The sequence below is a fragment of the Psychroserpens sp. AS72 genome, assembly GCF_038900375.1.
Classification (GTDB): Bacteria; Bacteroidota; Bacteroidia; order Flavobacteriales; family Flavobacteriaceae; genus Psychroserpens.
This window is the reverse complement of sequence record NZ_JBBMRC010000003.1, coordinates 577,301-598,169: the sequence shown is the minus strand read 5'-3', so window position 1 is coordinate 598,169 and position 20,869 is coordinate 577,301. Positions and strand designations below refer to the sequence as shown.

The following is a 20,869-nucleotide window of genomic DNA, read 5'->3' as shown; positions in this document are numbered from 1 at the left end:
GTGTTTGGTTTTTTGTTTTCATAAAGATTTAGGATTATTCGCTTTGCTCGTGATCCCAGACGGGTAATCCTGAGCAAACATAGAAACCGCAACCCACTTCGTGTGTTTGGTTTTTTGTTTTCATAAAGATTTAGGATTATTCGCTTTGCTCGTGATCCCAGACGGGTAATCCTGAGCAAGCATAGAAACCGCAACCCACTTCGTGTGTTTGGTTTTTTGTTTTCATTCACTTTCGAAAGCATACTTTCGACGTTGCTGAAAACAAAAAACCCATAACTTTCGTTATGGGTTTCATTTTGCGGAGAGTAAGGGATTCGAACCCCTGGAGGTGTGACCCTCAACAGTTTTCAAGACTGCCGCATTCGACCACTCTGCCAACTCTCCAAAGTGTCTCATTGGGATTTCCCAATTGCGAGTGCAAATATAGAACCCTTTTTTAATTCTTTCAAATAAAAACTGATTTTTTTGAAGTATTTAATATCGCTATAGAATTATTTTATAGTTCTAAATCAACTTTTGAAACTTCAAAGCTTATTTTTGCAGAAATATTGAAACATAAATGAATATCATAGATCAATTGAAATGGCGCTATGCAACTAAGAAGTTTGATGCTTCTAAAGTGCTTTCCGAAGAAAAAATAAATATACTTAAACAAGCTTTTAATTTAACTGCTACTTCATATGGGTTGCAATCTTTAAAGTTAGTTATTGTTACCAATGCAGCTATTAGAAAAGAACTCGTGCAACATTCATACGGACAAGAGCAAGTACTTAATGCATCACATTTGTTAGTAATTTGTATTAAAGATGATATTCTAGATACTGATGTCGATAAACATTTTGATACGATTAAGGATGTACGTTCAACTCCAGAAACTATATTAGCACCTTATAGAATAGACTTAAAGAAAATGATGGCTACAAAAAGTATAGAAGAACGTCTAGAATGGTCAACTAAACAGGCTTATATTGCTTTAGGTAATTTAATGACTGTTTGTGCAATTGAACAAATAGATTCTTGCCCTATGGAAGGTTTCAACCCAATAGAATACGATTCTCTTTTACAACTTAGGGAAAAAGGGCTTAAGTCTGTTTTATTACTACCAGTAGGTTATAGAGCAGAAGATGATATGTTTGCTGGATTTAAAAAAGTAAGAAAACAAGTGATTGAAACGGTTATCGAAATGTAGTAAAAAAGCCTATATTTGTTTGAGTAATCAATGCGATTTCAATAGTATATCTTAAAAAAAACACATGAAAAAAATAGTATTTATCTTAGTTTTAGCAATTACTTTACAGGTATCTGCTCAAGAGCAATCACAATGGTTAACTGATAATTCAACAGCATTGAAGTTATCTGAAACTCAAAACAAACCTATTTTGGTTTATGTAACTAATACACCAAAAGCAGATGTTTCCGCAGAATTAAAAACGCTTGTCAATAACTCTAATCTTTTAGATAAAATTACTTCAAATTTGATTTTGTTAAAGTTAGATATTTCAGATAAAACATCTACGAATGTTCGCTTTGGAATCCATTACACAAAGCAAAGAAGTGCTCCAGGTTTATCATTAATTGATAAATATGGTAAAACTATTATTGAGCCTCTTGTTGATTTTTCTTCCAGAGAAAAGGTGCTCACATTTATGACGTTGTTAAACGATAAACTATAATTACAACATGCCTGGATTTGAATTATTTGGTGATTTAGAACGTAAAGAAGTTAATGATGTTTTAGACAATGGAGTATTAATGCGCTATGGTTTTGATGGCATGCGAAATGGTCATTGGAAAGCAAAAGAATTAGAAGGTGAACTTTCTAAAACATTTCAAACCAATCACGTACAATTAGTGTCTAGTGGTACAGCAGCTGTGTCTGTAGCATTGGCATCTGCAGGAGTAGGAGCAGGAGATGAAGTCATTATGCCAACATTTACATTTGTAGCTAGTTTTGAGGCTATTATGATGCTTGGAGCTATTCCGGTTTTGGTTGATATTGATGATACTTTAACTTTAGATCCTAAAGCTGTAGAAGCTGCAATAACATCCAAAACTAAAGCTGTAATGGTTGTTCAAATGTGTGGTAGTATGGGTGATTTAGATTCCTTACAAAGTATTTGTACCAAACATAATCTTTTATTTGTAGAAGATGCTTGTCAAGCCATTGGAGGAACTTACAACGGTAAACCTCTTGGAAGTATTGGTGATTTAGGTTGTTTTTCATTTGATTTTGTAAAAACCATTACTTGTGGAGAAGGTGGAGCAGTAATTACAAACAATAAAGAATATTATAGTAATGCAGATTATTATAGCGATCATGGTCATGATCATGTTGGAAATGATAGAGGAGCAGAAACGCATCCGTTTTTAGGTTATAATTTCAGAATTTCAGAGTTACATGCTGCTGTAGGATTGGCGCAAGTTAAGCGTTTGCCAGAGTTTATTGCTATTCAGAAAAAACATTATACCATTCTTCGTGAGGCACTAGAAGTAATACCTGAGGTCACATTTAGACGAGTTCCTAAAGGAGGTGAGGAGAGCTATGCGTTTTTAAATTTTTTCTTACCAGATCTAGAAATTTCTAGAAAAGTGATTCAAGCTTTTAAAGAAAATGGTGTGGATGTATGCTGGAATTATTTTGATAATAACTGGCATTACGTTAGAAAATGGAATCACCTTAAAGACCAAAAATCTTTATTTCCTTTATCTTCGGAAGTTAAGCAAGGTCTAGAAAATATTAAGAATACTGCATATGATCAGTCTGATCATTTTATAGGTCGAAATATCTCGTGCCTGATAAAAATGTCATGGACAGAAGAAGAGGTTAAAACCAGAGCTTCTAAAATGGTGAGTATCATAAATTCTGCCTTGTTGTAATATTTGTACCTAAAAGTGTTGCAATTATTATTGGCTTAAGTTATTCATTTTCATATTATCGTGTATATTTAAGTATGAAATTTCGAATAACATGACATATAGATTTGTGACTCTTTTTTTATTTGTATCGTTTGTTTTTTATGGACAAAATCAAAAGGAACTAGATTCTTTAAAAACACTTATCAAGACATCTAAAACGTTTTACAATAAAGGACAACTAGATAGTTCATTTCAGTATGCAAAGAAAAGCTACGATTTAGCAAAACACCTCAAGGCAGATTCTTTACAGTTAGAAATCGTAGGAATTACAAGCAGTTTAGAGCCTGATTTAGAAAAAGCATTGTCTTATTTGGCAGAGGCTGAAGCAATCGCCATTAAAAACAAGTCTTTAAAGCGTTTAGAAAATATATATCATACCAGAGGCTCAATATATTATAACAGAACAAACGACGGAAGTGCGCTTGTTCATTTTCTAAAATTAGATTCTCTTTTAGAGCTCAGAAAGGATGATATCTTCTTAGCAGCGATGACCAAGGAAAGTATTGTTAAAATCTTATATGAAACACGTGGCGTAAACGATACTAGTTTCTTTCCTCAGATGACTAAACACATCAATGATGGTATTAACCTTGTTGAGGAAGGTTTAAAAGTTACTCAAGATAGTCTTAAGTTTTATAATGCGTATTACCTTAATGTCCCAGCAGCCATTCTCTACGAAAAAAAGGCATATGTGTATGTTCAAAGAAATGAACCTAAAAAAGCAATTGAGAATTATCAAAAAGCACTTGTTAATACCGTTTTTAGTGATACTACATATAACGATAACTATCTTAGAAAATCTTTAATCTATAATGGTTTAGCAAACCTATATGATAAAGAAAACCAAAAAGATTCAGCTTTACATTACTATAAAAAAGAGTTAATAGCCATTAACAAAACTACAGATACTTTAAAGCAAGCTATTGCCAATTATAAGATTGCTGAATTTTATAACAATAATAACAACCCCAAAACAGCTTTAAATCACCTCAATAGATCTCAAACTTTAATGAAGAATGCATATTTTGTTCGTGAAGAGAACAAATATGATATTCAAGATATTCTTGCCAGCGTTTATTTTAATCTAGGTGATTTTGAAAAAGCTTTTAAAGCTTCAGAAAAGGCCAGACATCATCTTCTTAAAATTCAAACAGAATTTAACAAAGAAAATGTATCTGAGCTGGAAACAAAATATCAAACTGCAAAAAAAGAACAGGAAATAGCCTTATTAAAATCACAAAATGAAATTATAGAACAACAAAAAAGAAACCAACGAAACATACTTTTGGGAGGTATTAGTATTGTTTCTATAGTTGGGGTGTTTCTGTTTTTTATGTATCGTAATCGTCAAAAAATAAATATCAAATTAAAAGAATTAGACACACTTAAATCAAATTTCTTTACTAATATTTCGCATGAGTTTCGTACACCATTAACATTAATATCTAGTCCCATTGATGATGTGTTAGCAGACGATACGATTTCTGATAAAAAGCGTCAGCAATTTGCTATTGCTAAGCAAAATTCTAATCGACTTTTAGAATTAATTAATCAGTTGTTAGACTTGTCAAAAATTGATGAAGGTCATTTAAAATTACATCTTCAGCAAGGTGATGTTATTCAGCTAATTTCAGCATTAAGTGAATCATTTGCATATCATGCGAAGCAAAAAAACATTACTTATAGTATAGATATAGCACAAAGTAAAGACGCTGTTTGGTTTGATAAAGATGCTATTGAAAAAATCACCGTTAATTTATTGTCAAACGCGATAAAATATACGCCAGAAAACGGTTTAGTAACTTGTTTGGCTTATGTAGAAGATAACAAGTTGTTTCTTAAAGTTAAGAACTCAGGAAAAGGATTAACAACATTTGAACTGAATAATATTTTTGGACGTTTTTATCAAACTAATGAACAAAATCAAGGCTCAGGAATTGGTTTGGCTTTGGTTAAAGAACTTGTAGAATTACATAAAGGAGAGATTAAAGTTTTGAGTACACCAAATGAGGAAACCTCATTTAATCTTAGTCTTTCCGTGGATAGAAATAACTTTAAAAAGGAAGCCATTTTTGTTGATGAAAATAGTATACATAATACAGAGTTAAATATTTATACAGAAACTAAAATTGATGAAACTGAAGAATTTACAGACAGTGAATTGCCAATTTTATTAATAGTTGAAGACAATGACGATCTGCGACATTTAATAAAACAAATTTTTGAAGATCGCTATAATGTAATTGCTGCACCTAATGGGACTATTGGTGTAGAGATGGCTTTAGAACAAATTCCAGATCTTATTATTTCGGATCTTATGATGCCAGAAAAAGATGGTATAGCATTAACTAAAGATTTAAAAAATGATGAACGTACTGCACACATTCCAATAATATTGCTCACTGCAAAAGCAGCAGAAGAAAGTCAATTTAAAGGTATTGAAACTGGTGCAGATGATTATATCACTAAACCTTTTAATAAAAATTTATTAGCTCTTAAAGTTGAAAAACTCATAGAAACTAGACAAAAACTACAACTGCGTTACAGTCAAGAGCTAATTTTATTACCTAAAGATATTTCCATAACTAGTGTTGATAAAAAATTTCTTGAAAAAGTACAAGCTATTTTAGATAAAAACTTAATCGAGTCTACTTTTAATGCTAGCGAATTTTCCGAAGCTATTGGCATGAGTCGTATGCAATTGCATAGAAAACTAAAAGCATTAACCGGACTCACAACATCAGAATTTATACGTTCTCAACGTCTTAAGCTAGCAACTCAATTATTAAAAACTTCTGATATTAATATGTCTCAAGTTTGCTATTCTGTAGGTTTTAATGACCATTCTTATTTCACCAAATGTTTTAAAGACGTTTATAATTGCACACCAACTGAGTATGCAAAACGCGTTAATTCTTAAACGACGTCAAATTATAACCGCTTATACTCCTTATTATTCCTAGCATGTTACAATAGTTATAGTCTTTGTTACATGCCTCATAGAAGTCTAATAGTCCTCTTTTTAGATTTGTTGTGTATGAAAAAAAAGTGTACCACATACAAAGGCGATATAGATGTAATTCCCACAAAAGCAATTCATCTCAATATTAATCATTTAGAGCCTGGCAGGTATATATTAAATATTATACACAAAAATAAAATCATTAAGAAAACCACTTTTAACAAATAGGATTATGAAAGCAATAATAACATTACTAGCTATTTTTTTGATATCGATTTCAAGTGTTGCGCAACAAGGCATTAATTACAAAGCTCTTATTAAAGATGACCTCGGAAATGTTATTGCTAATGATCTTGTTCAGATTCAATTTAATATCTTAAAAGGAACAGAGCAAGTCAATGTTTATTCTGAAACTCATTCGCCAACTACTGATTCAAATGGACTTATTATTGTTAATATAGGTAAAGGTGCTTTGGTGTCTGGGAGTGCAAACTTTGATACTATAGAATGGGATACAGATAACCATTTCTTGGAAGTCTTAATTAATATTGGTGATGGCTTTACTAATATGGGAACTACAGAATTCATGACTGTGCCTTATGCTTTGAGTTCTGCTAATGTAAGCGGTTTAGAGAAAATCACAGAAAACGATGGTACTACAGACAAAACAGGCTGGAGATTAGTAGGACAAGATCCTATATATTATGGTCCAATAGGAAATAATGCTATTGATTTGAGTATTTCTGTAGATACGTTTTATCCAATGGGAGCAGTTGGTGATTTTTCAAATGCTTTTGGTGTTGGTACACGTGCCGTTGGTGAATTTTCAACTACTTTAGGATTTGGAACTTTGGCATCAGGTAATAATTCAACAGCTATTGGAAATAGATCAACGGCATCTGGTTATTCATCAACAGCCATCGGGTATTCTACAGTGGCCTCTGGATTTGCTTCAACGGCTAGTGGACAGGAAGCCGTAGCATCTGGTTCTTATTCTGTTGCCATGGGAAATAATACTTTAGCCACAAGGGATAATTCTACAGTATTTGGAGCATATAACGTGGAAAATGCAAATACAATTTTTGCAATTGGAAATGGATCACCTGGATTCGATGTTCCTGATAGAAAAAATGCTTTGACCTTAAACGCAGGTTTTGGAAATACTTTTGATTTTATTATTGGGAATCATCAAATAGACGATGACCCAACAACGGAAAACGACGATATTAAATTCTTTTTTAGTGGACAATATGGTGCTTTTAGAGTAGGTAAAGTTTCAATTGAGACAGGTGATGAATGGAATTCTGAAAATATTGGTTTTTATTCTGCAGCCTTTGGCTCGGGAACAATAGCCTCAGGAGGACAATCCTTTGCGGCAGGTAACAGTACAAATGCTTTAGCTTATACCTCAACAGCCTTAGGTTTAGGGACAATTGCTTCTTCAGCTTCATCTATGGCAGTTGGTGCTTATAATTTAGATGACATTGAAGCGCAATTTATGGTAGGTATCGGGTCGAACAATACTGCCAGAAATTCGGCATTTGTTGTTAAAAAAAATGGAGCTATCATAGCACCAAGCTTTGATCTTTTAGAAATTACAGATGATAAAGCATTAATAACAAAAGAATATGCAGACAATTACTTATCTAAAATTGATGATCTTACAGATGGCAAGTCTGATGTTGACGGTTCTTCACTATTTTTAGGTATTAATGCTGGTTTAAATGATGATGAAACTGATAATAGAAATGTTGGAGTAGGTTTTAATGCATTATCATTTAATACTACAGGATATAGAAATACTGCTACAGGAAGTGAAGCTTTACTCAATAATACTTCAGGATATAGAAATACTGCTGCAGGTAATGGAGCTTTACTCAGTAATACTTCAGGATATAGAAATACTGCTGCAGGTAATGGAGCTTTAATAATTAATACAGATGGGTTTCTTAACACAGCGATTGGAAGTAATGCATTAATTTCTAATATAAATGGGAGTAGAAACACTGCACTTGGAGCATCTGCTGGAATTGTTAATAATTCTGGAAGTGGTAATGTTTATATTGGTAACGGAGCAGGTGGTCTTAGTAATAATGAAAATAATAAATTATACATAAATAACGATCAATCTAGTTTTCCTCTTATTTATGGTGAGTTTGATACAGATTTAATACGAATATACGGAGAACTTGAAGTTACACAAGATATGAGTGTAAATGGTACTTTAAATATTTCAGAAAAAATAATTACTAATGAAATAAATACAGATGTAACAGGTACTGCCAATATGATACCTATTGCTTATGGAACCATAGAATCTAATGCTAACATATTGAGTGGTACAGGTAATTTTACTGCAAGTATTTCTTCTGGTGTAATTACTATAAGTGTTAATAATGAATCTATGAGTCATTTTAATACATCTTGTTCAATTACACCTTACTCTACATCTTTTAGAACCTCTTCTATTATTATTAGTGGTGGTGATATTGATGTACGTACATTTAATAGTTCAGGGAATTTAGCACCTGTAACTTTTCAATTTGTGATCTATAAATTGTAATCTAAAAAGAGGTAAAAATGAAAACTCATTTTTAAAATTCAGAAGCATTAGTTGTCATTCATAATACATCTATCGAAGCTATAGGAGTTCTGTTAAATCTATTAGAATCAAAATCTAGTAATTAAATAAAATCTAGATAAAAAATACAATGATCACATTAAATATATGTCATAAGTAATAAAATACTAGGTATACATATATAGGTACCATACATACAATATGTTGTCATTTAATTAGGATAGTTTAATATCTTACTTTTTAATCAAAAAATCAATATTTATGAAATCAAAAATTACACTGCTAGTATTTTGTATATCATTGTTAAGTTATGCTCAACAAGGCATTAACTATAAAGCTCTTGTTAAAGATGGCTCTGGTAATGTGGTGGCAAATCAAGCTATAGATGTGCAATTCATTATTTTAGAAAATGTTACCAATGTCTACCAAGAAACACATTCACCAACAACAGATGCTAACGGACTCATTATTGTATATATAGGTGAAGGCACAACCTCTGATGATTTTTCTAGCATAGCTTGGGTAACAGACGACCATTTTTTAAATGTACAAATTAATACAGGATCTGGTTTTATAGATATGGGAACCACACAATTTATGGCAGTACCTTATGCATTACAAGCAGAAAAGGCAGCCAATGTCACTGGTCTTGAAGCCTTAGATGAAGGTAATGGAATTGGTTATAGAATAGTAGGTAGAGATCCAGAAAATTATGATAATATAGGAGAGGATGCAGTGGATTTAAGTACTTCAACAATATTATCTTCGGTAAATGGTGCGTCAGGTTATATTTCCACAGCAATAGGAAATAGAACAACAGCATCTGGAGGTTATTCTACAGCAATAGGGAATTCTACAACAGCTTCAGGAACTTATTCCACAGCAATTGGGAATTCTACAACAGCATCAAATAATGTTTCAATTGCAATGGGATATCAAACAATTGCATCAGGAGAAATTTCTACAGCCATGGGAAATGGCACAATAGCCTCAGGGCTTCTTTCCACAGCAATGGGATATCAAACAACAGCCTCAGGAATTTATTCTACAGCAATGGGATACAATACAATTGCTCAAGCTTATGTTTCTACAGTGATTGGAAGATATAACGTTGGTGGAGGTAATTCTGTGACACCACTCACATTAGATCCTTTGTTTGAGATTGGTAACGGAACAAGTAATGCGAATAGAAGCAATGCTTTGACTGTTTTAAAAAATGGAACCATCATAGCTCCAACTTTTGATTTAAATGAAATCATAGACGACAAGGCTTTAATAACAAAAGAATATGCAGATATAAATTTAACAGCTTCTGGTCTCGAAGCCATAGATGAAGGTAATGGGAATGGTTATAGAATAGTTGGTAGTGATTCAGCTAATTTTGGTAATATAGGATTTAATGCTGTGGATTTTAGTAGTAGTACTATACCAAGTTCTGTTTATGGCGCAATAGGAAATAGAGCAGTAGCAATGGGATTTCTTACAACTGCTTCAGGCAATTCTTCTACAGTAATGGGGTCAAATACAAAAGCCGAATCTTTTGCATCTACAGTTGTTGGGACTTATAACGCTGGAGGAGGTAATCCAACTGTATGGAATTCAATAGATCCTTTGTTTGAAATTGGTAATGGAACAAATGGTAATAATAGAAGCAACGCCTTAACCATCTTAAAAAATGGTAAAATAGGTGTAGATAAACACGCTGGTATTAATGCGAAATTAGACATCGATCATGCGAGTTCGCAAACCTCACCACAAATTAATATTAGAGAAACGGCTGGTACGTATGCACGACTCAATATTTCTAATACATCAAGTTCAGAGTATTGGGCTATTGCAGGAAGTTTAAATGGTACTACTGCTACAGATCGCATTAACTTTTACCATTCAGATGCAGGAGATATCATGTCTATTTTAGGTAATGGTAATGTGTTGGTTAATGGTAGTGTAGTGCACAGTAGCGATCGAAGATTAAAAAAAGATATTGAAACCTTGCCTTATGGTTTAAATGAAATATTAAAACTGCAGCCTAAAGCATACCATTGGAAAGGAAAGTCAAATCAGCTTAACAAATCTTTAGGGTTAATAGCTCAAGATGTACAGTCTGTCATAAAAGAAATTGTACACACTGGAGAAGATGAGAACAAAACTTTAAGTGTAAGTTATACCGAGTTAATACCTATACTTATAAAAGCGATCCAAGAACAACAAGATGTTATAGAGTCACAACGTAAAGTTATTATTAATGAGACTGCTTTGAATATAAAACAAAATGAAGCTTTACAATTACTTTTAAAGCGTATTGAGGTTATAGAAGCCAACCAATCTAATTAATTGTTACATAAGTTATATGAATTGTTACAATAGTTACATCACTCCAAATCAATATGTAATAATTTTATATCTCAAATAAAAGAGGTGATAAATGAAATTATGAAACTAAAACAAATTGAGATTTTAATAGATACTTATATAAATAGTATCATGAAATTAAAAATTCACAAACACCAAAATAAATAGGTTATGATAAGTAAACAAATAACAACTTTATTAAGTCTATTCTTTGCTTTTTTCTTCGGAAATGCGCAAAGCATAGAAAAATTTAGTATTGATTCTGGAGGCGCTTCAGCTTCTGAAGGAGGTATTCAAATCTTGTATACCATTGGTGAAGTTAATGTACAAGAGCTAAGTACACCAAGTGTTTCAATTTCCGAAGGATTTATAAATGCAGATTTTAGAATTATCATAGATCCAATTGTCTTTTTACAAGGACCAGCTTTAGTGCCTACAGCAAACGGATTAATGAATGACACACTTAGAGAAAGTGCGCTACTACCAACTACAAGTCCTTATGAGGATAATGCGACGTGCAATGCGTCAGTATTTAATACTATAGGAGATAATGCCATTGTAGATTGGATTTGGCTAGAGTTGAGAGCTGCGAATGATAATCAAAAACTCATCAATGCTCGTTCTGCTCTAGTGCAAAGAGATGGTGATGTTGTAGATTTTGATGGAACATCTCCTGTGACGATGCAAGCTGCACCAACCAATTATTTTATAGTTGTTAAACATAGAAACCATTTGGGAGCAATGAGCTCTGCTACTATTAATTTAAATGATAATTCAACAACTACAGTAGATTTTACAAACAGTAGTTTCTCAACATTTGGTAGCAATGCACAAGTGCTTTTAAACTCTGGAAATACAGCACTTTGGGCTGGAGATGCGAATACAGATGACACTATAACATTCTCTGGCAGTAATAATGATGTGAATGCTATTAAAGATTACATCCTTGCAGATCCTAGTAATATATTAAACTTCATTACTTACGTGTCTGCTGGTTACCTCAATTTTGATATTGATTTAAATAGTGCGACTCGATTTTCTGGTTCTCCAAATGATAGTAATATTATTAAGGATAATATTCTTAATCATCCAGGAAACTTATTAAATCTACCAACATTTACAATAAACACAACTGTTCCACCCAAAAATTAAAAACTATGAAAAATTTTTACACGTTACTTTTTACAATTTTATTTACTATAACTGGATTTTCACAAGGTTATCAATTTGGTATTGTACACAACACAGACTATAACTTTTCTATAGTCGCTATACCAGATTTTGATGCAACAAATACAGATATTTCAGATATCGGCTTTGCTATAATGCTACCAGCAGGTGATGCAGATATTCTTAATATTTCACAATTTAACGGTAGACTTTGGACACCAAATCAAGTGACTGCTGCTCAATTAACAAGTTTTGGATTAGGCGATGGTACTCGAGATGCTTTTGTGATGAATTTACCACCTGGACAAACAATCTTATCACATACTACAAACGTCCCTTTTGTTTTAATGTCTTTTGATGTTAGTAATATGCCAACAACAGGTTTACTAGAAATCTTAGTCAATACAGATCCAATTGCAATGGGACTTGGAGGTGCTGTAGATAGTTTTTATAACTCAAATATAGATGAGACGACGACCCAAAACTATTTTAATGGATTAGTCTCTGGTCAAGAAGATTTCATGTTTGAAACACTGAATTTAGATGATATTGAACTTGAAAATTATACCACGTCTATATATCCAAATCCTGCAATAAACATATTGAATGTTTCAACAAATTTAGAAGTGATTCAAATGGAGCTTTATGATATTTTGGGTAAAAAAGTGCTATCTGCAAAAAGCAAGACATCTATTGCTGTGAATCAATTAAGTACTGGTAATTATATTCTAAAAATAGAAACCAATAAAGGATTTATAACTAAAAAAGTAATTATTGAATAAATAATTAAGTATCTATTGGTCTGAATACTTAAAAAGTACTCTTAAAATTCATAACTACTAGATGAATTTTTAAGAGTACTTTTTTATATTATAGATAAGTAGTTTCTAATTTTATGCATCAATCATATCCTACATGATAAATAAGTCGTAGATGGAAGATGAGGTTAGAACTAAAGTGTCACATTAATAATGTACATATTCAACAATCTCCAATCCATAACCAATCATACCTACACGCTTAGTATGTTGCGAATTTGTTATGAGTTTCAATTTATGAATATTCAAATCATGAAGAATTTGAGCACCAATACCAAAATCTTTAGAGTCCATTTCTATACTAGGTGCTTTTACGATTTCGCCTTCAACTTGATTGTCTTTTAAAATATTAAGACGTTTAAGTAAATTCATAGACTGTGATTGCTGATTGATAAAAACAATTGCACCTTTCTCAGCACTATTGATGACTTTAAACATATCATCAAGTTTCTCATCTGCATTATTAGTAAGCGTACCTAAAATATCATTATTGACCAACGTTGCATTAATACGAGTTAAAACATGCTCGTCTTTAGACCAAGACCCTTTGGTTAATGCAATATGAATTTGATTATTAGTCGTTTGTTGATATGCACGTAATCTAAATTTTCCAAAACGTGTTTCTATGTCAAAATCTTCTTTCTTTTCAATTAAAGAGTCATGTTCCATGCGATAAGCAACTAAATCTTCAATAGAAACTATTTTAAGATCAAACTTTTTAGCGACGTCCATAAGTTGAGGTAATCTAGCCATTGAGCCATCCTCATTCATAATTTCTACAATTACACCTGCAGGTTCTAAACCAGCAAGTCTTGCAAAATCAATGGCAGCTTCAGTATGTCCTGTTCGTCTTAAAACACCACCATCTTTAGCCACAAGCGGAAAAATATGACCTGGTCTTGCCAATTCAAAAGGTTTAATTTTTGGATCTATAAGCGCTTGTACAGTTCTTGATCTATCTCCTGCCGATATTCCTGTAGTCACTCCATTACCTTTTAAATCTACCGAAACTGTAAAAGCAGTTTCCATAGGATCGGTATTATTACTTACCATCATGTGCAAATCAAGATCCTTACATCTGCTCTCAGTTAATGGAGCGCAAATAAGACCTCTTCCATGTGTTGCCATGAAATTGATAGTTTCTGGTGTTATTTTACTTGAAGCAGCTAGAAAGTCGCCTTCATTCTCTCTATTCTCATCATCAACAACTATAATAACTTTACCTTGTTTAATATCAAGAATTGCTTCTTCAATAGTATTTAATTGAGTTTTTGATGTATGTTGAGCAGTATTGGTAGTCATTAGTATTTGTTTAGAAATGCAAAGATATGGCTTATTTTTTCTCTGCTGAAAAGTCTTCGGTGATTTTCTTTTGTCTTAAAATAGATATCCAAGGATAAGCTACAAAACTTAAAATGGTCCAGAGAATATGGTTAGTTTTATTAGCTTGGTTCACAAAGCTATAAAGTCTAGAAAATGACACACTAGAAACTATAGCATAAATCATAAAAATAAATCCAGAAACAACAGACAATTGTATAGATGCAGTGGTAGCTGCTGGAATTGTATTGTTTTTAAATATTAAATATAATACGAAAAGTACAACAGCAAAACAGAAAAAAATCAACGCATATTTTGCATACGTTTTATAATCATTTAGTTTAGAATTAAAACCTTCAAGGTCTGATATTTCTAATTGAGTGTCCTCATTAATATCCGTTTTTTTAAGTGTACTAATTTTTAAATCTTCATTAATTTTTTTCTTCTGATAAAAATAAAATATAAAATATAACGGTAAGCCTAATAGCACAAAAAGTAATGCATTAGAAACATTATTTTTTCCTAAATGTTTATATAAATTAGACTGGTCTATAAAAGATTTTATCAGAGCAAATAAATAAAAGACACCAATACCAATACCAATGTAAAGCAATGTATTTCCAAGAGTTGGAAATCCATTATTTCTTAAAACAGCTCCAGGCAGTGCGAAAATTGCTGCAATGATATAAAGTACAAATGCAAGTTTTGAATTCTCTACATACAAATATTTCAATCGTAAAGATTCTTCATATTCATGATCGGTTAAATTACCTCCAAATTTTAATTCTTGCTTGGTAATGCCTCTAGATTCTAAAATTGCAATTGATGAATTTTTGTAATTAATATCATAATCATATTGCCTATAATGTTTGACAACATCAATTAATTTATTATTATCATATGTCGTGAGTATCTTAAATTCTTCAGAATTTACATCAAGCACATTTGTATCAAAAACAAGCGTTTTACTCTTAATACCAAATAGCTTTTTAATAGGATTTAAAAGTCCGTCAGATTCAAATAAAGGTCTGTCTTTTGTCGCTCTTCTGGTTAAATAAATACTTAGTGGTAGCATTATTGCAGTTGATAGCCATGTCGCTACAATAGGATTTAATGAATCATCCATGGAGCTGTTTTTTGCAAAAATCCCAATAAAATGATATGTTAGAAACAATAGTATAGCTATTACTAAAGGTAATCCAATGCCACCTTTTCTAATTAAAGCACCTAGAGGAGCTCCAACAAAAAAGAGAATAATACATGCTAAACCTAACACATATTTTTCGTGTAAAGAAATCACATGTTTGTTTCTCCATTTGGTTTGTGCTGCAAAGTTATTTTTGTTAGAACTAATAATCTGTTTTGTACTAGTAATGGTGTTTTTAGCCAGATTAATTAATTGTACTTTAGTTCGGTCATTATATAAACTTAAAATATTTCCATCAAAAATAGAATCTTTATTAGGTGAGATATTTTTATTTAAAGTTCCAACGGTTGTCCTATTATAAAGTGTTTTAGAGAAATTCTTTAAATCTACTGTCTTTTTTTTATAAAGACTATCTATCTTAAGACTTAAATCGCTTGCATTTAGCATATTGTATCGGTTGTCATAACTTTGGTCATCCATGTCAACATTATTGATGCCTTCTAAATCAACATTTATAATATACTCTTCAAAGTAGCTTTTTGCGTACGGTTTCTTTTTATTTTGTTTAGGGTCTCTATTTTCAATTTCTTCATAATAATTACCCTCGTATAAAATTAACTGTATTAAGTTTGAATTGACATTACCTTCTAGTAATCCACTTTCAGCAATTATAACCGTTTTATTTTTTGCATTTGTAGCAGCTTTTTTATGAATGACGATATTTTTAAGAAATTCGCCATTTTCACCACTTTTATCTTCAACCTTAATATTATAATTACCAATCTCGTTGAATTGACCTTTAGTAATAGCCATTGCTGGTTTTACTTGTGCGATATTTTTACGAAGATTATACACATTATGATTTGCCCAAGGGATCACTGTGTTGGAGAATATAAAAGTTACTATACCAAGCAAGACAATAAAAACGCTAAGGCTTTTCATAGCGCGCTGTAATGAGATACCAGTAGACTTCATAGCAGCAAACTCATAGTTTTCAGCAAACTGCCCAAAAACCATGATTGAAACTAATAAAATTGTAAGTGGAAGTATTAAAGGAATCAAAGTAGGAGTGACATACAAGAGTAATTTTATAATTATAAATGTATCTAAATCTTTTCCTGCTAAATCTCCTATATATAGCCAGATAGCCTGTAAAACAAAAATGAACATGAGTATAATAAACACGGTCAAAAATGTTTTTAGGTAGGTCGTAAGGATATACCTATCTAGTATTTTCATGTAAAGTTTGGCTTAGCCTAATCTAGCTTATTGATGTAATAATCTTTATACTTATTCTCGTCAAAAGTAAATAAGGTTTTCGAAATTGGCTCATTTGTTTTAAAAGAATTAACAGTCAATGTCGTTTTTGTTCCGTTTTTACCAACTTCAATCAATCTGTAGATATGTTTTGTTTTAGCATCAATACCAAGATAAAGTTCTTTTATTTCAGAGTTAGTATCAATTGGGTTCAACTTTACAAACTGAATTTTTCTACCCTTAACATCCTGAATAATATCCATCACATAGGTATAGCCATCTTTATAAAACGACATCATTTTGCTTGGAGTGATGCTGTTTTCGTCATCAGAATTATCAGAAGAAATAGTTACTTCTTCATCCTCTGGACTAATTGTATATAATTTTTTACCGTCAAATAATCGTGTAACGCCAAGAATATTGAGTAAATATTTGTCGCCTTTCATCACTACATCACCACGAGTTTCTTGCTTGATATCTTCACTTACATTCTCTAAAACGTATTTAAAACTCACCGAAATATTTTCATAAGCTTGAGCTTTATTATAAACCTCGTTGAGTAACGCCTCAGCTTTTTCAGAATCTTGAGAAAATCCTATGCTACTAATTAATAATGCTAATACTACAATTATTTGTTTCATGTGTTTAAATTTATTGTTTCGTAATGGTCACATGCTGTTCGCTATCAACTTTTATTTTTAAAGATAATGTTTTGAACATGCTCGTTACATCGTTTTAATTTTTATTCCCTTCGGAAATGAATCTTTTTAATAATTATTCGTTTGCTAATAATGCATCTAGAGCTACAAAATCTGGAACTAAAACCTGTCTTGCTTTACTACCTTCAAAGCCACCAACAATTCCAGCAGCTTCCAATTGGTCAATTAAACGACCAGCTCTATTGTATCCTAATTTTAGTTTACGTTGTAATAAAGAGGCAGAACCTTGTTGTGCAGTCACAATGATTTCAGCAGCTTCTCTAAACAACTTATCTCTATCTGCTATGTTATTATCAAGACTTGTGCCACTTTCTTCACCAACATACTCAGGAAGTAAATGTGCATCAGGATATGCTTTTTGTGAGCCAATAAATTCAGTGATTCTTTCTACTTCTGGTGTGTCTACAAACGCACATTGTATACGCGTTATCTCATTTCCGGAGGTATACAACATATCACCACGACCAATCAATTGATCTGCTCCACCACCATCTAAAATAGTACGAGAATCAATTTTAGAGGTTACTCTAAAAGCAATACGAGCTGGGAAATTTGCCTTAATAATACCTGTAATTACATTTACAGATGGACGCTGAGTAGCGATGATTAAATGTATTCCAATAGCACGAGCTAACTGCGCCAAACGTGCAATAGGAGTTTCCACTTCTTTACCAGCAGTCATAATTAAATCGGCAAATTCATCGACGACCAAAACAATATATGGTAAGAATTGATGACCATCATTTGGATTTAATTTACGCGCTTTAAATTTGGTATTGTATTCTTTAATATTACGACATAATGCATTTTTGAGCATCTCGTAGCGGTTATCCATTTCAATACATAGAGAATTTAACGTATTAATAACCTTTGTGTTATCTGTGATAATGGCATCTTCGCTATCTGGGAGTTTTGCTAAATAATGACGCTCAATTTTATTGAATAATGTTAATTCTACTTTTTTAGGATCAACTAAAACAAATTTAACTTCTGCAGGATGCTTTTTGTAAAGTAACGATGTTAGTACCGCATTTAATCCAACCGATTTACCTTGTCCTGTTGCACCAGCCATCAACATGTGAGGCATTCTTGCTAAATCGACAACAAAGGTTTCGTTACTAATGGTTTTTCCAAAAGCAATTGGAAGCTCCATTTCAGATTTTTGAAATTTCTGAGATGCAATAACAGATCGCATAGAAACAATCGTTGCGTTTTTATTTGGAACTTCAATACCAATGGTTCCTTTTCCAGGAATTGGAGCAATGATTCTAATTCCTAAAGCAGATAATGATAATGCAATATCATCTTCAAGATTTTTAATTTTAGAAATACGAACACCAGCTTCTGGTACAATTTCATATAAAGTCACCGTTGGTCCAATCGTAGCTTTAATACTTGCGATACCAATTTTGTAATTGTTTAAGGTTTCTACAATTCGGTTTTTATTGTCTTCAAGTTCTTCTTGATTAATTGTAATGCCTTCGGTATCGTATTTTTTTAATAAGTCTAAAGGAGGAAATTTAAACTTACTTAAGTCTAGTGTTGGATCAAATTGCCCATAATCTTCAACAAGTTTGTTAGATAAATTATCAGTCTCAGAAATCTCTTCTTCTACTGTTTCAATTTCTATACTTAACTCTGCGTCTTTATTAATAGGTTCTGTTTTTGTGTCAACCTTTAATTCTGGTTCTAAGGTTTTACTTACTGTAGGTTCTGTTTTTTTGACAGTCTCTGTAGGTTTTGGCTCTTCAACTTTAAGGTCAAAAGCAGATTTGATATCTTCAGCTTCCGCAGATAAATCATTATCAACTGTAAATGTAGAATCGTCATCTACAGTATTAATTTCACTCTTGAGGTCACTTTTAGCACGTTTAAATAAATTTACAAATGTGTCTCCATTTACACCAAATCGTATTGCTAAATACGTGATTAATACAAAGACGAGTAGGAGTATAGTGCCTATTTTACCAATATAATCTTGAAAAAAGGAATTCATCTCAAAGCCAATTGTACCACCAAGGGTATCATATTTATGTGAGAAGAAACCAAAAAAGACAGAGAGCCAAATAACGATTAATGTTCCCCAAATCCAATGACGACGTAATCGAGCTTTGTTGATGTCTAATGTGATGTAAATTCCAGATAAGAATAATAAACCTGAAAATATAAACGATGCTATTCCAAATCCTTTATTAATAAAAAAGTCACTGGTCCAAGCACCTAATTTATTAAGCCAGTTTTGAGTTTCTATATCTCTCGATGCCATTTCTGAGAGCGTACTTTGATCTGCTTGACCTGTGAAGAAAAAAGATAGAAAAGCCACAAACATCAAAATACCAAGTATGATTAATAAGCTACCAAAAATCAGTTTTTGCTGACTCGATAGTTTCAAACTCGGTTTTTTGAATTTCGGAGTTGTTTTAACTTTTGCAGTAGTTTTAGCTTTGCTTTTTGTCTTGGTTTTTTTCTTTGCCATGTTCACTTTCCGTAGAAGCGGAAATAATTAATTTTAAATTTTGAGCTACTTGTGCATCTCAACAAAAATACAAATAACTAACGTTAATCCTAGAGAGATGTTTTAAATTTGACGCAACCTTTTACTAAATTTTGCATCTACTCTATAAAGACGTAAAAATATGAGAAATATTATAAATTTGAGTATCGGTTTATTATTAGTAATTGTAGTTAATTCTTGTTCAAATGATGATGAATGTACACCTGTAACATTAGGTATTACAAGTCTAGAAGTTGCATATGGTTGTATAAATACACCTTATCAAATGGATATTGATTTGTCTGATGATTTTACCATTATAAGATCACAAACTGTTTTTAATGATTTGGTAACTGGAGATTGTACGCCAGAAATAGATTTTGAGGCTTATGATTTAATCATTGGAAAAAAAGGATTAACCAATGGTTTTGATACTATTAATTACGATGGTTTAGTAAAAAATTGCGACAACGGTCAATTATATTTAACGGTGTCATTTGTTTTAAATGCGACTGATATAGCACCAAATGTGACATATCATGCATTAGTGCCTAAATTGGCTGAGAACGAAATTGTTAATGTAAGTATTGTAACTATTAATTAGTTCAAAAAATTTTAGGTACATAAATTATCAAAGCAGTTATCATAGCGCAAATTGCTGCAATAAATACAGCTCCTGCAGCTATGTCTTTTATTTTGCCAATGGCTTCGTGTCTATCTGGATGAATAAAATCTGCTACACTTTCAATAGCAGTATTCATGCCTTCTAAACCTATGACTAACCCAATTAAAGCAATTTGAAATAACCACTCAGTTCTAGAAATATCAAAATAGAATCCGGCAATAGTTATTGCTATTGCACAAAATACTTGAACTTTAATGCTCGCTTCTGTTCTAATTAAATAAATAGCGCCTTTAAAAGCATAACCTACGCTTTTAAGTCTATTGACTAGAAACGATTCTTTTTTTTGCATGTATTCTGAATTTTCTTCGGAAATTCTAATGTTTCAAACGATTTACGTTTATTTCAAAGCTTCTAATACAGCTTTGTAATTTTAACACTATGTTATTTCAAAGCTTCTAATGCAGCTTTGTAATTCTAACACTATGTTTTATTTCAAAGCTTCTATTGC

The 20,869-nt window shown here is 31.9% G+C and carries 14 protein-coding genes and 1 tRNA gene; 9 read left to right on the top strand and 6 right to left on the bottom strand.

The annotated features are described in order from the left end of the window. Nucleotides 1-299 precede the first annotated feature (299 nt). Nucleotides 300-384 (bottom strand) — tRNA-Ser (locus WNY78_RS08810). Nucleotides 385-559: 175 nt separating this feature from the next. Between WNY78_RS08810 and WNY78_RS08805 the strand changes: the two genes are divergently transcribed. The 8 genes from WNY78_RS08805 (at nucleotide 560) to WNY78_RS08770 (ending at nucleotide 12,763) form a co-directional block, all read left to right on the top strand. After that, entirely contained in the window at nucleotides 560-1,189 is a 630-nt protein-coding gene (locus WNY78_RS08805) for an NAD(P)H-dependent oxidoreductase (RefSeq protein WP_342872829.1), read from the top strand. Nucleotides 1,190-1,253: 64 nt separating this feature from the next. Further along, on the top strand, nucleotides 1,254-1,673 hold the full coding sequence (locus tag WNY78_RS08800; protein WP_342872828.1) for a hypothetical protein: 420 nt from the start codon (nucleotides 1,254-1,256) through the stop codon (nucleotides 1,671-1,673). 7 nt (nucleotides 1,674-1,680) lie between these two features. Next, nucleotides 1,681-2,877, top strand: coding sequence for a DegT/DnrJ/EryC1/StrS family aminotransferase (locus WNY78_RS08795; protein WP_342872827.1), 1,197 nt, complete (start codon nucleotides 1,681-1,683; stop codon nucleotides 2,875-2,877). A 91-nt stretch (nucleotides 2,878-2,968) separates the two neighbouring features. Beyond that, entirely contained in the window at nucleotides 2,969-5,836 is a 2,868-nt protein-coding gene (locus tag WNY78_RS08790) for a response regulator (RefSeq protein ID WP_342872826.1), read from the top strand. 274 nt (nucleotides 5,837-6,110) lie between these two features. After that, nucleotides 6,111-8,441 (top strand): hypothetical protein, encoded by a 2,331-nt coding sequence (locus WNY78_RS08785; RefSeq protein ID WP_342872825.1) that lies wholly within the window; start codon nucleotides 6,111-6,113, stop codon nucleotides 8,439-8,441. Nucleotides 8,442-8,720: 279 nt separating this feature from the next. Then, nucleotides 8,721-10,793 carry a tail fiber domain-containing protein gene (locus WNY78_RS08780; RefSeq protein WP_342872824.1) on the top strand — a complete coding sequence of 691 codons (2,073 nt, stop codon included), beginning with the start codon at nucleotides 8,721-8,723 and terminating at the stop codon, nucleotides 10,791-10,793. Nucleotides 10,794-10,982: 189 nt separating this feature from the next. Continuing rightward, entirely contained in the window at nucleotides 10,983-11,963 is a 981-nt protein-coding gene (locus WNY78_RS08775) for a hemagglutinin protein (RefSeq protein ID WP_342872823.1), read from the top strand. Nucleotides 11,964-11,968: 5 nt separating this feature from the next. Then, entirely contained in the window at nucleotides 11,969-12,763 is a 795-nt protein-coding gene (locus tag WNY78_RS08770; protein WP_342872822.1) for a T9SS type A sorting domain-containing protein, read from the top strand. A gap of 183 nt (nucleotides 12,764-12,946) precedes the next feature. Here the strand turns inward: WNY78_RS08770 and ribB are convergent, their stop codons facing one another. The 4 genes from ribB to WNY78_RS08750 form a co-directional block, all read right to left on the bottom strand. Then, nucleotides 12,947-14,101, bottom strand: coding sequence for a 3,4-dihydroxy-2-butanone-4-phosphate synthase (ribB, locus tag WNY78_RS08765; protein WP_342872821.1), 1,155 nt, complete (start codon nucleotides 14,099-14,101; stop codon nucleotides 12,947-12,949). A 31-nt stretch (nucleotides 14,102-14,132) separates the two neighbouring features. Then, the gene (locus WNY78_RS08760; RefSeq protein WP_342872820.1) at nucleotides 14,133-16,505 is read right to left on the bottom strand and encodes an LptF/LptG family permease; all 2,373 of its coding nucleotides are present in this window, start codon (nucleotides 16,503-16,505) and stop codon (nucleotides 14,133-14,135) included. Between the two features lie 17 nt (nucleotides 16,506-16,522). Beyond that, nucleotides 16,523-17,164 (bottom strand): outer membrane lipoprotein carrier protein LolA, encoded by a 642-nt coding sequence (locus tag WNY78_RS08755; RefSeq protein ID WP_342872819.1) that lies wholly within the window; start codon nucleotides 17,162-17,164, stop codon nucleotides 16,523-16,525. Between the two features lie 133 nt (nucleotides 17,165-17,297). After that, complete coding sequence (locus WNY78_RS08750) at nucleotides 17,298-19,718, bottom strand: DNA translocase FtsK (protein ID WP_342872818.1); 2,421 nt, start codon at nucleotides 19,716-19,718, stop codon at nucleotides 17,298-17,300. 160 nt (nucleotides 19,719-19,878) lie between these two features. On the opposite strand from WNY78_RS08750, the gene WNY78_RS08745 reads away from it, so the two are divergent. Continuing rightward, the gene (locus WNY78_RS08745; protein ID WP_342872817.1) at nucleotides 19,879-20,340 is read left to right on the top strand and encodes a hypothetical protein; all 462 of its coding nucleotides are present in this window, start codon (nucleotides 19,879-19,881) and stop codon (nucleotides 20,338-20,340) included. A gap of 1 nt (nucleotide 20,341) precedes the next feature. Here WNY78_RS08745 and WNY78_RS08740 read toward each other — a convergent pair whose 3' ends face one another. Beyond that, nucleotides 20,342-20,710, bottom strand: coding sequence for a diacylglycerol kinase family protein (locus tag WNY78_RS08740; RefSeq protein WP_342872816.1), 369 nt, complete (start codon nucleotides 20,708-20,710; stop codon nucleotides 20,342-20,344). Between the last annotated feature and the right edge of the window lie 159 nt (nucleotides 20,711-20,869).

Coding starts and splice junctions, on each gene's coding strand:
- WNY78_RS08805 (WP_342872829.1), top strand. CDS start 560: ATGAATATCATAGATCAATTGAAATGGCGCTATGCAACTAAGAAGTTT.
- WNY78_RS08800 (WP_342872828.1), top strand. CDS start 1,254: ATGAAAAAAATAGTATTTATCTTAGTTTTAGCAATTACTTTACAGGTA.
- WNY78_RS08795 (WP_342872827.1), top strand. CDS start 1,681: ATGCCTGGATTTGAATTATTTGGTGATTTAGAACGTAAAGAAGTTAAT.
- WNY78_RS08790 (WP_342872826.1), top strand. CDS start 2,969: ATGACATATAGATTTGTGACTCTTTTTTTATTTGTATCGTTTGTTTTT.
- WNY78_RS08785 (WP_342872825.1), top strand. CDS start 6,111: ATGAAAGCAATAATAACATTACTAGCTATTTTTTTGATATCGATTTCA.
- WNY78_RS08780 (WP_342872824.1), top strand. CDS start 8,721: ATGAAATCAAAAATTACACTGCTAGTATTTTGTATATCATTGTTAAGT.
- WNY78_RS08775 (WP_342872823.1), top strand. CDS start 10,983: ATGATAAGTAAACAAATAACAACTTTATTAAGTCTATTCTTTGCTTTT.
- WNY78_RS08770 (WP_342872822.1), top strand. CDS start 11,969: ATGAAAAATTTTTACACGTTACTTTTTACAATTTTATTTACTATAACT.
- ribB (WP_342872821.1), bottom strand. CDS start 14,101: ATGACTACCAATACTGCTCAACATACATCAAAAACTCAATTAAATACT.
- WNY78_RS08760 (WP_342872820.1), bottom strand. CDS start 16,505: ATGAAAATACTAGATAGGTATATCCTTACGACCTACCTAAAAACATTT.
- WNY78_RS08755 (WP_342872819.1), bottom strand. CDS start 17,164: ATGAAACAAATAATTGTAGTATTAGCATTATTAATTAGTAGCATAGGA.
- WNY78_RS08750 (WP_342872818.1), bottom strand. CDS start 19,718: ATGGCAAAGAAAAAAACCAAGACAAAAAGCAAAGCTAAAACTACTGCA.
- WNY78_RS08745 (WP_342872817.1), top strand. CDS start 19,879: ATGAGAAATATTATAAATTTGAGTATCGGTTTATTATTAGTAATTGTA.
- WNY78_RS08740 (WP_342872816.1), bottom strand. CDS start 20,710: ATGCAAAAAAAAGAATCGTTTCTAGTCAATAGACTTAAAAGCGTAGGT.